This window comes from Corallibacter vietnamensis (genome assembly GCF_039537875.1).
Lineage (GTDB): Bacteria > Bacteroidota > Bacteroidia > Flavobacteriales > Flavobacteriaceae > Corallibacter > Corallibacter vietnamensis.
In genome coordinates, this window is record NZ_BAABBI010000001.1 from 1,732,078 (window position 1) to 1,751,028 (window position 18,951).

Genomic DNA, 18,951 nt, shown 5'->3' on the forward strand with positions numbered 1-18,951 from the left:
TCTATGTTATTCAATTCATTAGACTTTGCATGGTTTCTTCCAGTAGTTTTTATACTCTACTGGTTTGTGTGTAATAAATCCCTTAAAATACAAAACGCGCTATTAGTTGTGGTGAGTTACGTGTTTTATGGTTGGTGGGACTGGCGTTTCTTAACATTAATTTTTTTTAGTACGGTTGTAGACTTTGTTGTAGCAAAACAATTACTTAAAGAAACACATTCTAAAAAAAGAAAGCGCTTACTAGCTGTAAGCCTTGTTTGTAATTTAGGCTTATTGGGGGTGTTTAAATACTATAACTTTTTTGTTTCTAGCTGGATAGATGCTTGGCAGCTTCTAGGGGTTTCAATGGCGCCTGCTACACTAAATGTTATATTGCCTGTAGGGATTAGTTTTTATACCTTTCAAACATTAAGCTATACAATAGATGTGTATAAAAAACGCTTGAAACCTACACCGCAGTTTGTTGAGTTTGCTGCTTTTGTTGCTTTTTTTCCACAACTTGTAGCTGGCCCTATTGAAAGAGCTAGTAGATTGTTACCACAGTTTCAAAGAAAACGTAATTTTGATTACACCTTTGCTATAAGTGGTTTTTATTTAATTATTTGGGGATTGTTTAAAAAAATGGTCATAGCTGATAATTGTGCTTTTTTTGTAAATCAAATTTTTGAAGACCCTGGAAGATATAGTGCTATAGAGTTGTTTATGGGAAGTGTCTTATTTGCTTTTCAAATTTATGGAGACTTTTCAGGATATTCCGATATAGCAATTGGCGTTGCAAGATTATTTGGTTTTTCTTTAATGACCAATTTTACCTTTCCTTATTTCTCTAGAAACATTGCTGAATTTTGGAGGCGCTGGCACATTTCGCTATCAACATGGTTTAGAGATTATTTGTACATTCCTTTAGGTGGGTCTAGAGGAAATATATGGAAACAATTGCGTAATGTGTTTGTCGTGTTTTTAGTTAGCGGTTTTTGGCATGGAGCAAACTGGACTTTTGTAGTTTGGGGTGGTATTCATGCCTTGTTGTTTTTACCTCTTTTGATTTTTAAAGCTAATAAAACCTATACAAATCAAATAAAATTATCTGTCAAACAGCTTCCTAATATATTAGTTACATTTGTCTTGGTGTGTATGGCTTGGGTGTTTTTTAGAGCAGACAACATAAGTATTGCTATCAATATAGTGTATAATATTTTTAGTATGGACTCTAGTTCACTGCACTTTTTTTATAAAACGCCTAAATACATATTAGTAAGCCTAATAACATCTTTAGGTATTGGTGTTATGCTTTTTTATGAATTAAAAAGTATGAAAAAAGGAAATACAGAAGTGACTTTAGGCTATTATCAAGCGCTTTTAATTGCTGTGTTAATTGTTTTTATGGGGGTTTATAAAAACCCGTCAGAATTTATTTATTTTCAGTTTTAATGAAAAAGTTTGTAAAGCACATAATAGGTATGTTGTTTGGCTTCGTAGTTGTTTCTCAACTAGTAGCTTTTACTAGTTTGTTGTGCTTGAAAAATGGAAGTTTTTATAAACCATCTTTTTTAGAAAATTCAGTTGCTGAAACTGATTTTGATTACATCGTTTTAGGGTCTAGTACGGGACTTACCACTATTAATACAAATGTGTTAGACTCCGTATTGCCAGGCAAAGGTATAAACTTATCAATTGATGATACTGCATTATCTAGCCAGTATGTAATGTTGCAGCATTTTTTAGCGCTTGGTAAAAAAACTAAAATTTGTGTGTTATCTGCTAGCGTATCAGATTATGACAGGCTTCATAATAAGTTAAGCAGTAATGATTATAGATTTTTACCTTATGTTTTTACTAATTATGTAAGTGCTTATTATAATGAGTTCCCAGAACAACATGCACAATTATTAGCGCTTTCTAAATGGGTGCCTATGTTTGGAATAGGATATTATAATACCGAGTTGTTTTATCCCGCAATAATCAGTTTGTTAAAACCTAATAAACATAATCGCTTTGATAATGCAGGTAATTATACGTATCCTGTTAGGGCTATTAGAGATATGCACATTATAAATAGAAAACAAGTGCCTGTGCGTTTTAGAAATAAATATTTAGCACGTATACAAAAACTATGTGATGCCAATGATATAAAATTGATCTGTTACTTGCCACCCTTGCAAAAGGAGCAAGCCACATTTGTAAAATCAGATTACCATGTTATAAATCACACAGGACTTCTGAATAATACGAAATACTTTTATGACGATATCCATGTTAATATTTACGGCAGACAACTAGCAAGTGAAAAGTTGGCTGTTGAGCTCCTTTCTTTTTTTTAGTAAAACATTTATGTTGCCATAAAATGATTTTAAAAGATTAAGAAATTTCTTAAAAAAATAACTTATTTAGTAAAGATTAGTACTTTTAAACGCAAAACAAATACCCATTGCAGCGACCATTAAAAATAGCAGTCTACTCAGGAGAAATACCTAGCACGACCTTTATTGAACGTCTCATAGCCGAACTCGCTAAATCTGGCTGTCATGTGTTGTTATTTGGTAGATTGAATAAAAAAGTAAAAGACTTAAATAACATAACCGTTTTAGGATTTAGATCTAACACATTTCTTAAAGGGCTGTTCTTGTTAAGATATACCATCCTATTATCGCTCTTTCGATATCATGAAAAAAAACAGTTAGATAGCATATTAAAAAAAACAGCAAAAACAACACGACACGATAAAGTAAAATACTATCCTGTACTTTGGCACAAACCTCATGTATTTCATGTACAGTGGGCTAAAGGAATTCATGAATGGATGTGGGTTAAGCAATTTGGAATTAAATTAGTTGTAAGCTTAAGAGGCGCGCATATTAATTACTCGCCTATAGCTGATCCATTATTGGCTGAAATGTACCGCGAAACCTTCCCAAAAGTAGATGGCTTTCATGCAGTATCTAAAGCCATAGGAATTGAAGCTCAAAATTATGGCGCACAAGCTCACAACATATTCGTAGCGTATAGCGGTCTTAATCTAGCTCAAAAAAACACATTAAATCCTGTAAAAAACTTATGTTCTAGTAAGTTACATATTCTTTCTGTTGGAAGGCCTCACTGGAAAAAAGGATATACATATGCTTTAGATGCTTGCAAACTATTAAAAGATAAGGGCCTAAATTTCTCTTATACCATAGTAGGAGCTGCAAATACTATAGAGTACCAATACCATTGTAAAGATTTAGGTATACAAGACTGTGTAACCTTATTAAGTAAACAGACGTTTAGTGAGGTTCAAGCATTAATGAAGCAAGCAAACGTGTTATTATTGCCTAGCGTAGAAGAAGGAATAGCTAATGTAGTTTTAGAAGCAATGGCACAAGAAACGCTTGTAGTTAGTACAAATTGTGGTGGGATGAACGAAGTAATTACACATGGTAAGAATGGGTTTTTAGTACCTATTCGTGATTCAAACGCTATAGCCAAACAATTGCTTAATGTTTATGATTTAAAACCAGTAAAGCAACAACAAATAAAAATAGCTGCTTTAAAAACCATAAAAGAACAGCACCAAAGTACCTCAATGGCTTCTGAGATGTTAAAACTCTATAAGCATGTGCTAAAAAATGAAGTAATATGAAACAACAAATAGGTTTGGTATTATCTAAAGTGCCTGGGTACTCTGAAACTTTTTTTAGAAATAAAATTTTAGGATTACAAAAAGCAGGATATAAGGTTGTTTTAATAGTTACAAATCCAGAAAAAAATAACACCAAAGTCTTAAACTGTGACGTCATTGTAGCTCCTAGTTTTAAAGGGGCTTATTGGCGGGTTATTATACAAGTGCTATTAGCTCTATTCAAAATAACATTTCTTTTTCCTAAACGAGCTTGGACGCATTATCAGTTAGATAAGAAATCAGGACAAACAAATAAACAAGCGTTTAAAAGATTATTGCAAAACGCTTATATAATGCACCTTAATCTAGATTGGCTGCATTTTGGCTTTGGAATGTTAGCCGTAGGTCGTGAGCATGTAGCAAAAACCATACAAGCCCAAATGGCTGTTAGCTTTAGAGGTTTTGATTTATACTTATCTCCTTTAAAACATCCTGGGTGTTATGCATTATTATTTGCTATGAAATCAGTGAAATACCATGTGTTATCAAATGAAATGCGTACAGATTTATCTAGTTACGGTGTGTCTGTTAAAAAAATACATATAATTACACCAGCCATAGATGTGCAGTTTTTTAAACCACAACCTTTACAAACAGCTCCCTTTGATAAGCAACCAATACGCATAGTAACTGTGGCTAGGTTGCATTGGAAAAAAGGGTTAGAATATACACTTGAGGCATTAGCATTATTAAAAAAACAAGGTGTGTTATTTCATTATACCATTATTGGTTCAGGAGAAGATTATGAACGCTTAATGTTTGCAACCCATCAGCTTCAGTTGCATGATAATGTAACGTTTGCTGGGCGCTTAAACCCAAAACAGGTAAGAGCAAAACTAAACGAGTCTAATATCTACCTCCAATATAGCATACAAGAGGGGTTTTGTAATGCAGTATTAGAGGCTCAAGCTATGGGATTACTTTGTATTGTAAGTGACGCCGAAGGTTTAGCTGAAAATATCATACACAGAAAAACAGGTTGGGTAGTGCCTAAACGACAACCAAAATCGTTAGCAAAAACAATAAACATGGTAAATAATTTGACACCTGAAGAACGTCTGTCAGTTTCCAAACAAGCAATGAACCGTGTACAAAACACGTTTACATTAGAACAGCAACAACAGCAGTTTTTAAAATTTTACAATAAATAAATGTAAATATGTATATATAATATAATCAGAACTTTTATTATTGTATAAAAATAATTTTGATATGACCTCCTACGAATGGTTTCGATGGATAACCTTTCCATTAATGACAGTGCACTTACAAACGGTACGTCAGCATATTAAATATTTAGTGAAAAAAAGCTCTAGCTTTCAAAAAACTATAAAAATTTTAGATGTAGGAGGTAGAAAATCACCTTACACTATAGGTGTGCCTGCAAACATTACACTACTAGATGTACCTCAAGAATCTGGTGTTAAAGCCGACTTACAATTGGGGTTTACGACATCTATTTTAGAAACCATTAAAAAAAAACGCTCTAATATAACTGATGTGGTTATTGAAGATATGACAAAATCAACCTTGCCAGACGCCAGTTATGATGCCGTGGTCTCTATTGAGGTTATAGAGCATGTGCCAGAAGATGAAATGTTTATAAAAAACATTGCTAAAGTAATTAAACCTGGTGGTTGGGTGTATTTAACAACGCCTAATGGAGACTTTATAAAAAACGAAGGCCCCAATAAAAACCCAGACCATGTTAGGCATTATACTAAAGCACAACTAGAAGCATTACTAAAAAAATACTTTGACCAAGTGACCGTATCCTATGCCGTAAAAACAGGTAAATATCGGGTGTGGAGTTTAAAAAGTTTAAAAACAAAAAATATAATCAGTATAACCAAAACACTTCTAGGAACGCTGGTGAACAAATATCAATCTAAAGCAATGAAAAATCAAGCACACGGTACTGCACATTTAGTCGCTATTGCTTACAGGAAAAAATAAACACTATTAGGAATGCCTTTTGTTTTTCTAAAATATCTACAACCCACACATTATTTTAGGTTAAAAAACCTAAAAGGGGATACCGTTTTTCCTAAAGTAGAAGCTTTACCTGAAAGCGTTTTAGAAAAATTAGAACAAGACTCTAACTACCTATCTAGTCATGCTAAAGATTATGATATATCTTGGCAAGCTATACAACTAGGATATATAGGTGATGCCGAAACATATCAAAGTTTCAATAAAGTGCCAGTGTATGATAATTATAGGTTTATTCGTAAACACTTTCATAAAGCTTGGGTGCTATATGTCTTGTTATTACGTGTTTTAAGTTTGCATAATCCTATTAAAGAGATTGCTGCTTTTGTTAAAACGCGGCATATATCAAGAAAAATTGCAACATTACAACCCATAACCTATGAGGATTACACAAGCTTTGAGTCGAATTTATTAGCTAGCAAACCCTTGGTAAGTGTTGTGATTCCTACGTTAAATAGGTATGCGTATTTAAAAAATGTCTTAAAAGATTTAGAGCAACAAACCTATACAAATTTTGAGGTTATAATTGTAGATCAGTCAGAACCATTTACCCCAGATTTTTATAAAGCCTTTAAACTAGATATTAAATATATCAACCAAAAAGAAAAAGCACTTTGGTTAGCAAGAAACACAGCCATTAAGCATGCAAAAGGAAAATTAATAGCATTATCTGAAGATGATGTTCGTATAAAACCTGATTGGATAGAGGCACATATACGTTGTTTAGACTTTTTTCAAGTTCAAGTATCTGCTGGTGTGTTTTATCCTGAAGGACAAAATATACCGAATGACCGTGCTTTTTTTTCAGTTGCAAGTCAGTTTGCCACTGGCAATGCTATGTTGTATAAAAAGGTATTTAATATAGTGGGACTGTTTGACAGACAATTTGAAAAACAACGAATGGGGGACGGAGAGTTTGGTATGCGTTTATTCTTAGAAGGAATACAAAGTGTTTCAAATCCAGATGCTTCGTGTGTTGATGTGAAAGCAGGTGTTGGTGGACTTCGTGAAATGGGAAGTTGGGATGCTTTTAGGCCTTCAACATTTTTGGCACCTCGCCCTATACCTAGTGTTATTTATTTTTTTAGACGCTATTTTGGGAAAAAAGCAACACGAAGAGCATTATGGCGTACTGTGCCAATGTCTGTTTTTCCGTATCAGTTTAAAAAAAATAAAGCAATGTTGATATTAGCTGGGGTTTTATCTCTTGTCATAGCTCCTGTAATATGTCTTCAAGTTTATAGATCTTGGAAATTAGCATCAATAAAATTAAAACAAGGGCCTATAATTGAAAAATTATCAGAGAACCACTAGTTAACACGGTATAAACTCTTGAAAAATAAAAAAATACTTATTGTATCTTCTGAATTTCCTCCATTGCCAGGAGGCATAGGTAATCATGCCTATAATTTAGCTTCTTATTTTTGTGAAAAAGGATATCAAATACAAGTGGTTACTGATCAACGCGCTAATGATAATACCGATTTTATTTTTGATGAATCTCAACGTTTTAAAATAAAACGAATCGCACTAAAACGCTTCAGGTTCTTAATGTACATACAACGAGTTTTTATGACTGCTAATGCAATTAGAAAATCAAACATTGTATTTGCAACTGGAAAGTTTTCTTTATGGAACGTAGCGTTCTGCTCACTCTTTTTTAATAGAGAGACAATAGCTGTTTTACATGGTAGCGAGGTTAACTTAAAGAATGGCGTTTTACAATACCTTACTACTAAAAGCCTAAAACGATTTAATAAATTAGTAGCTGTATCACATTTTACGAAGCATTTCGTATCTCATCTAAAAAAGCCAGTATTTGTGATTCCTAATGGTATTGATGTGGCGTTTTGGGAAAAACCAACCCATGGTGATATACTATTATCGGGTAAACCAGTATTAACTACTGTAGGCCGTGTAAGTGATAGAAAAGGCCAGCTTAATGTTATTAAACAACTTCCAGAGCTAATTAAATGTTTTCCAAACGTGCACTATCACTCTATAGGTATTCCTTCTCAAGCAGAGGCCTTTACGGCTATAGCAAAAAAGCTAGGTGTTGAAAAGTATGTAACGTTTCATGGGGCTGTATCGTCAAAACAACTAAAACAAGCACTTAAAGCAACCGACATATTTGTTATGTTAAGTTCAGAAAGTGTTTCTGGAGATGTAGAGGGATTCGGCATTGCTATACTTGAAGCTAATGCCGTAGGAGTTCCTGCCATAGGATCTAAAGGATGTGGTATTGAAGATGCTATAAATACTGGTGCAACAGGGTTTCTCATTGAACCTGACAACACATTGGCTTTAAAACATGCAGTTGAAAAGCTACTAGAGAATCCTGAAAAGTTTTCTTCCAAGGCAAGACAGTGGGCAAAAAAACATGATTGGAATTCTATTATAGAACAGTATGAAGCACTATTAAAATGAGAACATTAACAATTATATCACATACAGAGCATTATTATGATAAGGAAGGACAGTTAGTTGGACTTGGTGCTACTGTTATGGAAATTAATCAGTTGTTGAGCGTCTTTGATAAAATTTATCATGTAGCAATGTTGTATAAGAATCCTGCACCTGCCAGTTGTCTGCCTTATACGTCAAATGCTATTACGTTTGTTCCTATACCTAAAGTTGGTGGAAAAAAAATAAGAGATAAGCTAGCAATAGTAGGGCAAATGCCTGCCATTCTGAAACGTATAAGTAAAACATTAAAACATTCAGATTACTTTCAATTTAGAGCGCCTACAGGAATAGGTGTTTTTGTGTTGCCTTATCTTATATACCTATATCATGGTAAAGGTTGGTTTAAATATGCAGGTGATTGGTCTGCAAAACAGAGTCCTATTGCATATAAATTTCAAAATTATTTACTCAAAAATCAAAAACGACAAGTAACAATAAACGGTTCATGGCCTAATCAAAAAAGTAACTGTATTACATTTGAGAATCCATGCTTAACAGACCAAGAAATTGTTTCAGGACATGAAATAACTGCTATCAAAAAATGGAATGAAAAAGCTATAGAGCTTTGTTTTGTTGGTAGACTTGAGGCTAATAAAGGATTAGATATATTTTTAAATGCTTTGGCGTTATTATCAGAAGAAACAAAAAAAACTATTAAAAAAGTACATGTTGTTGGTGGAGGAACTTTGTTAAGCAATTATAAAACATGGGCAGAAAAATTAAACATAACAATGACATTTTATGGCGTGTTATCACGAAATGATGTTCATGAAATATATAAGAAATCTCATGGTATTGTTTTACCATCTAAGTCTGAAGGATTCCCTAAAGTGATAGCAGAGGCTTTGAATTATGGTTGTATCCCTGTGGTTTCAGATATTTATGCAATTAGAGATTATATTATCCATGAGAAAAACGGGTTTTTAATAACAGAACTTTCTGCACATGCTGTAGCAAATGTTTTAAACGCGTTTTTAAAGATTGATTCGGTTACATATCAGAAACTCATTGAAGCTAGAGTGCAGGTCGTAAATAAATTTTCATACAACTATTATAATGAACATTTGATACAAAGTGTATTATGATAAATAGAGTTAAAAAAACAACCTGTTTTTTTATTTGACACAAAGATATTATTAGAAAGCTTTTTAGTTTAAAAAAAAATCATATTTTTATTCCAAACTATTTAAATATCATGTAGTTAATGTCTTGGAGGAAAATTCAGTGGATGTTTAAAAGACATCCATTTCTTTATTTAGTGCGATTTCGATTACTATCAAAAAATACGAATATCGAAACAATAGCTGATTACTCATACAATAACCATAATAGTAAAGATGAGATTCCAGAATGTTTTTATGAGATTAACTCAAGAATTTTTGAATCTTACAAACCTAAAACAGATTTAGATAAAGTTAAATGTTTAAGCTTATGGCTTCATAAACATATAAAAAAAGGACCAGGATTGAGTGTGTCATCTGATGTTGCTTTAAAAATTATGCTTGAGGGTAAAGGCGGAGTTTGTAGTGATATGGTGCAAATATTTAATAACTTTTGTGTCATAAATGATATAAAAGTAAGAGAGTGGGGTGCTACATTGGCTCCTTTTAGTAAAAACTACGGAGGACATTCTTTTAATGAGGTGTATTGTAAAGAGTTGTCAAAATGGGTTTTAATTGACCCATATTGGGGTATATTATTTTTTAATAAATTGAAGTTGCCATTATCTGTTATCGAGACATACAAAATAATACGAGAAAATATTTCAGAAATAAATTATGTTGTAATTGATAAAAATGAGGTATTGCAAAAGGAAAACGTGTACAAAAATTATTTGAACCCTGATATTGCTCCGTTTTTGATTTGTGGATATCACAATAAAACATACGACAAGTTTTTGAAGGTTACCAGGCCTTATCTTCCTGTTTTTATAACACATTTCACGGTTTTCTTACTCAACAAAAGCTATAGTTACAAATTTCCTTTAGACAATTATAAAAATATCTTTATAAAACATTAAAATACTATTTTTGTAAGTAATGCTATTTGTGCTACCTTGCAGTGACTATTAAAATGAATAACTCCTTTTGAAAACCAATATTACGTACATTACTGCTATAGGCTTTCATGTGGCTATTGGAATTATTATTTTTTTAATGGAACCATTAGCCAAATTGTACTTTTTTGCAGCACTTTGTTATTTTGGTTATCGCATTGTAAATACTTCTAACAAAGATAAAACCTATGAAATCCTTAAAGCTTGTGCATATTTTGTTGGTGCTGAAGTTTTATTAAGAACAACACGAGGTGCTATATCTTATGAGGCTGCTAAATATCTGGTAATTCTTTTTGTAATTGTTGGGATGTTCTATAAAGGAATTTCGGGAAGAGGTTACCCTTATTTTATGTATTTAATATTTTTAGTGCCTTCTATATTTGTAGCCTCAACAACATTAAGTTTTGATGCAAATTTTAGAACGAATATAGCTTTTGTATTGAGTGGTCCTGTTTGTTTAGGGTTAGCAGCACTATTTTGTTATGGTAAGCGAATCTCATTCAGTCAACTCTCTAATATCTTATACTTTATGGTGCTACCAATAATAGCGCATACAGTTTATATTTATTTCTACACACCAAACTTAAAAGATGTCTTGTCAAGTGTGGCTTCAAATAGGGCAGCTGCAGGTGGTTGGGGTGCAAATCAAGTATCTGCTATTTTAGGATTAGGGATGTTTATTATGGCAATACGATTGTTTACTAAATCGCCCACTTTAAACCTAAAAATACTCAATGCGGCTATATTGGGATTAATATCTTTTAGGGCTATTACAACCTTAAGTAGAGGTGGAGTGCTAACAGCTGTTTTAGCAATTTTGGTTTTTCTGTTTTATTATTATAGACATGCATCTTCAAAAAAACGAAATGAAGTGCTTACTGTGTTTTTGTTGTTTTGCTTGAGTTTGGCAATGACTTGGATGGTAAGTATTAGCCAAACAAGCGGATTAGTTAGTCTGCGTTATGCTAATAAAGATCATTTAGGGCGTGAAAAAGCCGATTTGTCAACAGGACGTTTAGAGTTGTTTGAGCATGAACTAGAAGGTTTTGTTTCAAGCCCATTTTTAGGAATAGGATCTAGCCGCGCTAAAGATCAGCGTATTCAACTTGAAGGACAAGGTGTTACTTCGCATAGTGAGTTTAGTAGAACATTGGCTGAACATGGCCTATTTGGGGTGTTTATTTTACTAATATTAATTTTTAAACCTTTTGATGCACGCTTTAAAAACCGACGAAACTATTATTTTTATGCGTTTTTAGCATTTTGGTTTTTAACTATAAACCATATGTCTATGCGACTTGCCATGCCTGCTTTTATGTATGCATTGGCATTATTACATATTACAAATGAAAAACGTCCTGTACATAGGAAACAAATTAAGCCGTCAAGAGCATAAAAACCTTACAGCTATTGATGTGTTAGGACCTGCCCTTGAAAAAGAAGGTTATAAGGTGTTGTATGCCTCGTCAAAGGTCAATAAATTGGCGCGTTTATTTGATATGCTTTGGCATGTAGCTTTTAAAACGAAACACGTTCAGGTGGTACTTATAGATACGTACAGTACGCAAAATTTTTATTTTGCTTTAATTGTTAGTCAATTATGTCGTATTGTTAGGTTGCCTTACATACCTATTTTACACGGAGGTAATTTGGTAAATCGTTTAAAAAAATCGCCAAAATTAAGTCATTTACTCTTTCATAATGCTGATGTACTTGTAGCGCCTTCTCTTTTTATGCAACAAATATTTAAGGATTACGGTTATGACAACATAACCTACATTCCAAATAGTATTTCTATAACAAAGTATCCGTATTTAATTAAATCATTTGAAACGTTAAAACTCTTATGGGTAAGATCGTTTTCACATATTTATAATCCATCGTTGGCAATACATGTTTTAAAAACATTACAAGATAAAGGGTATTCTGCTGAATTATGTATGGTTGGTCCTGATACCGGAGATGGAAGCTATGACCAGGCAAAAGCTCTGGCTTCAAAACTAGGTGTTTCTGTAACCTTTACTGGAAAATTATCAAAAAGCATGTGGATTGATTTAGCTGCTAATTATAATGTTTTTATAAATACAACAAATTTTGATAACATGCCTGTAAGTGTTATAGAAGCTATGGCACTTGGTTTACCAGTAGTTTCAACAAATGTAGGAGGTATGCCATTTTTAATTGATCATGATAAAAACGGGTTGTTAGTTCCTCCAAACAACATAGATGCTTTTGTAAATGCTATAATCCAGCTAAAAACAAAGCCAGAAAAATCTCAACAAATAGCTCATAACGCTAGGCAAAAGGTTATGCATTTTGATTGGCAAGCTGTATGTAATAGTTGGCATAAAATTTTACAAAAAGATAACTTATAATATCGTGTTTTACAAAATGTTTTTTTAGTGATTTAAGTGAAAACAGCAGGGCTTTTTATCACATTAAAAAAAAGTGTTTTTGTAAAACAAATATTATAAATAATTGGTTTTTAATCTTGTTACGTTTTTTGAACTTATTATATTTACTCACCTATATCTGTATAAAAAATTATGGCTAAACAAGAAATACATTTTAATATTTCTGAACGTAAAATACTATTAAGACTAATAGATGTTTTATCCATTTTAGGCATGCTGTATTTAGTAAGTGCTTCGTTTGATTTTGACTACTTTACCATTGATAAGGAAAATTGGACTTGGATATTGGTTCTAGCTGTTTATTTAAGTGTTTTTGGAACCATTTTTGAACTTTACGACTTGCAAAAGGCTAGTAAGTCTGATAAAATGATTGGAAGTGTGGTTTTAACAGCTTCGGTAACCGTGTTGTTCTATTTATTGACACCATTTTATACACCTTTTCTACCAACCAACCGTTTACAGATTGTTTACTTTTATTTAGCCATAATTATAGCGCTATTCCTTTGGAGGTTTTTTTATATCAACTTTATAAGCTCTCCTAGGTTTTATAAAAAAGTTCTTGTTGTAGGAGAGATATCTAATATTGATACTATAGTAAATACATTTAAAGATTCTGACCCAAATTACAGAATTGTTGGTTTTATAAATTGTGAGGAAACAAACCAAGAAGGGTTGAAATATAAAGGTGTTACAGAGTATCCGCCAAGTGCTATGCATGACGTTATAAAAGAACATAATATTTCTGAAATTGTTGTAGCTAGCTACAATGCCGAAACAATTACTTCAGAAATTTATAATGATTTGATGTTACTTTTAGAAAAAGGGTTTTTAATAAAAGAATATACTCAAGTATATGAGGATATGACCTATCGAGTTCCTGTGCAATTTGTGGGTAAAGATTTTTATAAGTATTTCCCTTTTAGTAGGAGTAATCACAACAAGCTATACTTGTTTTTTCATAGATTGTTTGATTTGGTTTTTTCTTTCATAGGAGCTGTTATAGGAGCGTTATTTATACCGTTTATATTGATAGGAAACCTATTAGGAAACCGAGGTCCTTTGTTCTACAAACAGGAACGCGTTGGTAAAAACGGAAAGATTTTTAGTATCATTAAGTTTAGAACCATGGTGGTTGATGCAGAGCGTAGCGGTAATGCTGTTTGGGCTACAAAAAATGATGCAAGAGTAACAGTTTTTGGAAAGTTTTTAAGGCGTTCAAGATTAGATGAATTTCCACAGTTTCTAAATATCCTCAAAGGTGATATGAGTTTAATAGGGCCAAGGCCAGAGCGCCCTTATTTTGTAAAAGAGTTATCGCAAGTCATTCCGTTTTACGAAACGCGTCATATTGTAAAACCTGGACTTACAGGATGGGCGCAAGTAAAGGTTCGTTATGGGTCAACAGTAGAGGATAGCTTAATGAAACTTCAATATGACTTATATTACATAAAACACCGAAGTTTTTTCTTGGATGCTAATGTTATTATAAAAACCTTTAGCACAATGTTGTTCTTTAGAGGGCAATAATTTTAGATCACACGCTATATTTTCAGCTGAAATAAAAAATCAATATTTTTAAATTATCCTAGCTTAATTAGAAAGCTGTTGTTTATCCTGGAAGAAATAAATCAAATAAATGTATCTGATAAAAAGCGCAACGATTATAGGTGCTAAAGCAATTGCAAATACTTGAACACCAACGACCCAATGAAACGTCATAAGGCAAAGCATAATCACTAAAAACTTGATAAACTTAATAGACCAAGATTTAATAAGGGGCTTTTGTAATTGAAACAGTAATAAAATATTAAGAGGAAAAGCCCAAAGTAAATTATAATTTTGAGCTGTTGCTGTATGATCGGTAGCAAACCAAAGTAGTAGTAATAGAACACCTATAATGCTTGTTAGCACAAATAGCGTATTATCTAACCAAGCAGCACGAGTCTTATTTTTATAATCACGATAGGTTATAAAAATAATTCCCAGAGATATCAAGCCTAAAATGAATAACGGACTCGTAAATAAGTTTGTTGAGGTTTTAGATTCTTGTTTTTTATAGAGTATTTTTACCTCTTTTACCAAGGTCTTATTATGTACTTCTGCATCATTGAAAAATGTAAAAATATTTTCAGGTAAAAACATGTGCTCTTCAGGTGTTGCTGTTTTGTCAATAACAGAACCTAATGCAATATCAATGCCTAAACTTCCCCAAGAATTATAGTTTAAATTATCTTGAATAAGTGTTCTAAAGGATTTTTCTTTATAGTTTTCTGGAGTGTGAAACACAACAGTATTGTTTAAAGTCTTTTGTAAAACATCGCTAATTTTCGTGGCACAATTATCATAAAAAAAGTCATAAAGATATGCTCTGTTTTCAGGTTTGTAATTGTTGACCAAAAAGTCAAAAAGTTTTTGCTTTTCAGTAGGAGAGATGTTTAGTATTTGTTCTTTAACGGTACGATTTTGTCTCACATAAGCATTAAAAAAGGCTTCGTAATAATCAAGACCTATTAAGTATTCAAGCTTTCCTCTTGCAAATTTTGTATAAAAATTTGGTGTGTTAAAGTTGTAAACACCATAATTAAAAACATAATCAAAATTACTGTCTTTTATCCTGAAAGCGCTATGCCCAAAAGCATCATTAAGAGATGTTCCTGGACCAATAGTTAAAACACTTACTTGCGCGTTTTTTGTTAATTCTTGCGCTGTTGTTGAAAATAAACCAAATAATAAGAATGTGAGAAATAGTTTTATTTTCATGTGGTAGTATATGTTATCTGAAAATGCTAAAATCTAATTTTAAAGAAAATACATTAGAGTATAATGCAATACTTTGATCACCAATATCTGTAAATGCATAATCCACTTGAATGCCTTTGTACTTGAAACCAACACCAAAACTAGGTTGAAAGGTTAAATCTTCACTTTGGTCAAATTGTAACTCATTTTGGAAGTTTCCAACACCACCTCTCAAGAAAATCATATCAAGATACGAGGCCTCAAAACCTAATGCTGGATTAATACTTACAATAGATGTGGAAATGATATCATTATTTTGCTCAAAGCGCATATTTAAATCAAATTCTGCAAGTAAAGCATAATCATAAGCGATGGTATACTTTTTAGAAACTCCAATTTGTAATTTAGGAATAGTAATCTCTGATGTTTCAGGAAGCTCTTGGTTTTGTCCTTCAACAGCATTTTGAATAGTAGCAAATTCATCTTCGTCAATAGCCCAAGAGTTGTAAGTTGTAGTTATATCTCTAGCCATGATTCCAAATTTCCAATCATTACGCGTTTGAAATTGAATGGCTGCGTCAAAACCAAATCCCCAAGATGAAGCAAAATCACCAATAATACGTCTTATTACCTTGGCGTTAATTCCGTAATTTAAACCATCAAGCGGTAATGAACGTGCATAAGATAATGTTACGCCATAATCAGCAGTTGAAAACATACTGATACGATCGTAATTTATTTGTCCTTGGTCATCAATTAATTGTGTTGTGTTTAAAATGTCATCTACAGCAAAACGAATGACCGAAATACCAACAGCACTTCTCTCATCTAAAGGCATGGCAAACCCTATGTAATCATAGTTTGCAATATTAGCAAAATAGCTAGAGTGCATTAAGGCGAGTTGTTTGTCTTCTAGATGAATCAATCCTGCTGGGTTCCAGTAACCTGAATTTACATCAGCAGAGTGTGCGGTAACTGCATTACTCATACCTAAAGCAGCAGCATCTACACCAATATTCATAAACTCATTGGAGTATTTACGCGTTGTTTGCCCATAAAAAGTTAGGGACAGAATCAATAAAACTGTAGTTAGTAAAGTTTTCAAATACAATTCTTTTTTGCAAATATGCTATTATTTTTCAACATATTAAACTTGAAAATACAACAGATATTGCCCAATTGTTATTTTAGACGAAAATAGTTTGCTATTTTTACACCAATTAGCACATTATTTATGAAACAACATCTTCCTAATTTTGTTACGCTACTTAATTTGTTTTGTGGCTGTATTGCAGTAATATTAGCTGTGCATTCTAATTTTGTAGGCGCTGCTTTTTTTGTTTTTTTAGGAATTATCTTCGATTTTTTTGATGGGTTTTTAGCGAGAATACTTCAGGTACAAAGTGCTTTAGGAGTACAGTTAGATTCACTAGCAGATATGGTTACAAGTGGTTTGGTTCCTGGTATTGTCATGTTTAAGTTACTTACGCTTGCAACTGAAACACCAGCATTACAATCAACTCATGATTGGGGAGATTCTATGCATTGGGCAAACGTTCATGTGGCAGTTATTCCGTTACTTGGGTTGTGCATAACTTTAGGATCAGCTTATAGATTGGCACGATTTAATATAGATGAAGACCAACAGTCTTACTTTAAAGGTTTACCAACACCAGCCAATGCATTACTTATATTGTCGTTACCACTTATTTTAGAGTTTCAGAATAATGACACGATGAATGCGATTATAATTAATGAGTGGTTTTTATTGGCTTTAACCGTATTAAGTTGCTTTTTACTTAATGCTCCTGTTAAGTTGTTTGCATTAAAATTTAAAGATTGGAGTTTCAAGAACAATGCCATACGCTACATCTTTATAATATTGAGTTTTGTATTACTTATTGTATTGCAATTTGCAGCGATACCATTAATAATTTTACTTTATATAGGGTTATCATTAGTTACTAAAACGTATTAATAATTTTTCAAGTTCACTTTATGGCTTCAGGATTTTTTGCCCTTTTTGATGATATTGCTGCATTAATGGATGATGTAGCTGCTATGAGTAAAATCACTACAAAAAAGACAGCAGGCATACTTGGCGATGATTTAGCAGTAAATGCAGAAAAAGCATCAGGATTTGTATCATCACGAGAATTACCTGTGTTATGGGCAATTACCAAAGGTTCATTTCTTAATAAACTTATTATTTTACCAATTGCATTTTTATTGAGTGCTTTTGTGCCTTGGGTTGTTACTGTTATATTAGTTATAGGAGGTATTTATTTAGCTTTTGAAGGCGCTGAAAAAATATACGAAGTATTTGTGCCTCATAAACCATCTGGTAAACATATATCTGATACAACGCCTACTAAATCAGAAATTTTAGAACAAGAAAAGAAAAAGATAAAATCAGCCATATTAACCGATTTTATTCTGTCTGTAGAGATTGTTATTATCGCATTAGGAGTTGTTATAGAAGAAACCTTAACAGTTCAAATATTAGTTGTTTCTATTGTAGCTATTATAGCAACTGTAGGTGTTTATGGTATTGTGGCGCTTATAGTAAGAATGGACGATTTAGGGTTGCGTTTAGTATCTGCTAGTAACGGAAAAGGGTTTTTGTATGCCTTTGGTAATATGCTTGTAAAAGCTTTACCATTGGTAATTAAAGGTTTATCAATAGTAGGAACAATAGCATTAATGCTAGTGGCTGGCGGCATTTTTGCTCATAATATTGACTTTTTTCATCATATATTAGAAAACTGGCCAAGTATTATCAAGGAGTTTTTAATAGGAGTTGTTGTAGGGTTTTTGGCTTTACTTGTATTTAAACTTGTAAAAAAGCTATTTAAGGCTATAAAAAAGTAATGTATTAATCATCTCTGATTTTCTTTTTACGAAGTTCAAAGTTTTGACCTAAATATACTTTTCTTACCATTTCATCATTAGCAAGTTCTTCTGGTTCTCCAGCTTTCAATATGCTTCCTTCAAACATGAGGTAGGTTCTATCTGTAATGGCTAATGTTTCTTGCACATTATGATCTGTGATAAGAATACCAATGTTCTTTTTGGTTAATTGTGCAACAATACGTTGAATATCTTCTACGGCAACAGGATCAACACCTGCAAAAGGCTCATCTAGTAGAATAAAATTAGGGTCTGTAGCTAGAGCTCTAGCGATTTCAGTACGTCTACGTTCTCCACCAGATAATAAGTCTCCACGGTTTTTACGAATGTGTCCTAAACTAAACTCGTCTATAAGAGCTTCCATTTTCATTTGTTGCTCTTTTTTAGAAAGCTTTGTAAGCTGTAGTACACTTAATATGTTGTCTTCAATACTTAATTTTCTAAATACAGATGCTTCTTGAGCTAAATAGCCAATACCGTTTTGAGCACGCTTATACATTGGGTATTTGGTGATATCTGTACTTTCTAAAAAAATATTACCACCATTAGGTTTTATTAAACCAACAATCATATAAAATGATGTTGTTTTTCCAGCACCATTAGGTCCTAATAATCCCACAATTTCTCCTTGGTTTACTTCAAGAGAAACGTCTTTTACAACTTTTCGTCCGTTGTAGGACTTCATTAAATGCTCTGCTTTTAATTTCATAAAATTA

Annotated in this window: 17 protein-coding genes; 14 read left to right on the forward strand and 3 right to left on the reverse strand. The window is 32.5% G+C overall.

Translation table 11 applies throughout. The annotated features are described in order from the left end of the window. Positions 1-3: 3 nt before the first annotated feature. The 12 genes from ABD690_RS08005 (at position 4) to ABD690_RS08060 (ending at position 14,113) form a co-directional block, all read left to right on the forward strand. Positions 4-1,431 carry an MBOAT family O-acyltransferase gene (locus ABD690_RS08005; RefSeq protein ID WP_344729111.1) on the forward strand — a complete coding sequence of 476 codons (1,428 nt, stop codon included), beginning with the start codon at positions 4-6 and terminating at the stop codon, positions 1,429-1,431. Beyond that, on the forward strand, positions 1,431-2,321 hold the full coding sequence (locus ABD690_RS08010) for a hypothetical protein (RefSeq protein ID WP_344729113.1): 891 nt from the start codon (positions 1,431-1,433) through the stop codon (positions 2,319-2,321). Before ABD690_RS08005 ends, ABD690_RS08010 begins: the two co-directional genes overlap by 1 nt. Positions 2,322-2,428: 107 nt before the next feature. Further along, entirely contained in the window at positions 2,429-3,619 is a 1,191-nt protein-coding gene (locus ABD690_RS08015) for a glycosyltransferase (RefSeq protein ID WP_344729115.1), read from the forward strand. After that, positions 3,616-4,809, forward strand: a complete 1,194-nt coding sequence (locus ABD690_RS08020) for a glycosyltransferase family 4 protein (protein ID WP_344729117.1) — start codon at positions 3,616-3,618, stop codon at positions 4,807-4,809. Before ABD690_RS08015 ends, ABD690_RS08020 begins: the two co-directional genes overlap by 4 nt. Positions 4,810-4,870: 61 nt before the next feature. Next, positions 4,871-5,614 carry a methyltransferase domain-containing protein gene (locus ABD690_RS08025; protein ID WP_344729119.1) on the forward strand — a complete coding sequence of 248 codons (744 nt, stop codon included), beginning with the start codon at positions 4,871-4,873 and terminating at the stop codon, positions 5,612-5,614. Between the two features lie 12 nt (positions 5,615-5,626). Beyond that, complete coding sequence (locus ABD690_RS08030) at positions 5,627-6,964, forward strand: glycosyltransferase family 2 protein (RefSeq protein WP_344729121.1); 1,338 nt, start codon at positions 5,627-5,629, stop codon at positions 6,962-6,964. An 18-nt stretch (positions 6,965-6,982) separates the two neighbouring features. After that, positions 6,983-8,077 (forward strand): glycosyltransferase family 4 protein, encoded by a 1,095-nt coding sequence (locus ABD690_RS08035; RefSeq protein ID WP_344729123.1) that lies wholly within the window; start codon positions 6,983-6,985, stop codon positions 8,075-8,077. Then, complete coding sequence (locus ABD690_RS08040; RefSeq protein WP_344729125.1) at positions 8,074-9,201, forward strand: glycosyltransferase; 1,128 nt, start codon at positions 8,074-8,076, stop codon at positions 9,199-9,201. The genes ABD690_RS08035 and ABD690_RS08040 overlap by 4 nt, the downstream gene beginning before the upstream one ends. Before the next feature lie 119 nt (positions 9,202-9,320). Beyond that, complete coding sequence (locus ABD690_RS08045; protein WP_344729127.1) at positions 9,321-10,136, forward strand: transglutaminase domain-containing protein; 816 nt, start codon at positions 9,321-9,323, stop codon at positions 10,134-10,136. Between the two features lie 67 nt (positions 10,137-10,203). After that, positions 10,204-11,568 carry an O-antigen ligase family protein gene (locus tag ABD690_RS08050; RefSeq protein WP_344729129.1) on the forward strand — a complete coding sequence of 455 codons (1,365 nt, stop codon included), beginning with the start codon at positions 10,204-10,206 and terminating at the stop codon, positions 11,566-11,568. Next, on the forward strand, positions 11,519-12,547 hold the full coding sequence (locus ABD690_RS08055) for a glycosyltransferase family 4 protein (RefSeq protein WP_344729131.1): 1,029 nt from the start codon (positions 11,519-11,521) through the stop codon (positions 12,545-12,547). Before ABD690_RS08050 ends, ABD690_RS08055 begins: the two co-directional genes overlap by 50 nt. 171 nt (positions 12,548-12,718) lie before the next feature. Next, entirely contained in the window at positions 12,719-14,113 is a 1,395-nt protein-coding gene (locus tag ABD690_RS08060) for a sugar transferase (RefSeq protein WP_344729133.1), read from the forward strand. 63 nt (positions 14,114-14,176) lie between these two features. Here ABD690_RS08060 and ABD690_RS08065 read toward each other — a convergent pair whose 3' ends face one another. Beyond that, the gene (locus ABD690_RS08065; protein ID WP_344729135.1) at positions 14,177-15,346 is read right to left on the reverse strand and encodes a lipoprotein N-acyltransferase Lnb domain-containing protein; all 1,170 of its coding nucleotides are present in this window, start codon (positions 15,344-15,346) and stop codon (positions 14,177-14,179) included. A 13-nt stretch (positions 15,347-15,359) separates the two neighbouring features. Then, on the reverse strand, positions 15,360-16,430 hold the full coding sequence (locus ABD690_RS08070) for a putative type IX sorting system protein PorV2 (protein ID WP_344729137.1): 1,071 nt from the start codon (positions 16,428-16,430) through the stop codon (positions 15,360-15,362). A 129-nt stretch (positions 16,431-16,559) separates the two neighbouring features. On the opposite strand from ABD690_RS08070, the gene ABD690_RS08075 reads away from it, so the two are divergent. Further along, a complete protein-coding gene (locus ABD690_RS08075) occupies positions 16,560-17,303 on the forward strand; it encodes a CDP-alcohol phosphatidyltransferase family protein (protein ID WP_344729139.1) in 744 nt (247 codons plus the stop codon). Positions 17,304-17,323: 20 nt separating this feature from the next. Further along, positions 17,324-18,196 carry a DUF808 domain-containing protein gene (locus tag ABD690_RS08080; protein ID WP_344729141.1) on the forward strand — a complete coding sequence of 291 codons (873 nt, stop codon included), beginning with the start codon at positions 17,324-17,326 and terminating at the stop codon, positions 18,194-18,196. Between the two features lie 4 nt (positions 18,197-18,200). Here ABD690_RS08080 and lptB read toward each other — a convergent pair whose 3' ends face one another. Further along, entirely contained in the window at positions 18,201-18,944 is a 744-nt protein-coding gene (gene lptB / locus ABD690_RS08085; protein ID WP_344729143.1) for an LPS export ABC transporter ATP-binding protein, read from the reverse strand. Positions 18,945-18,951: the final 7 nt, after the last annotated feature.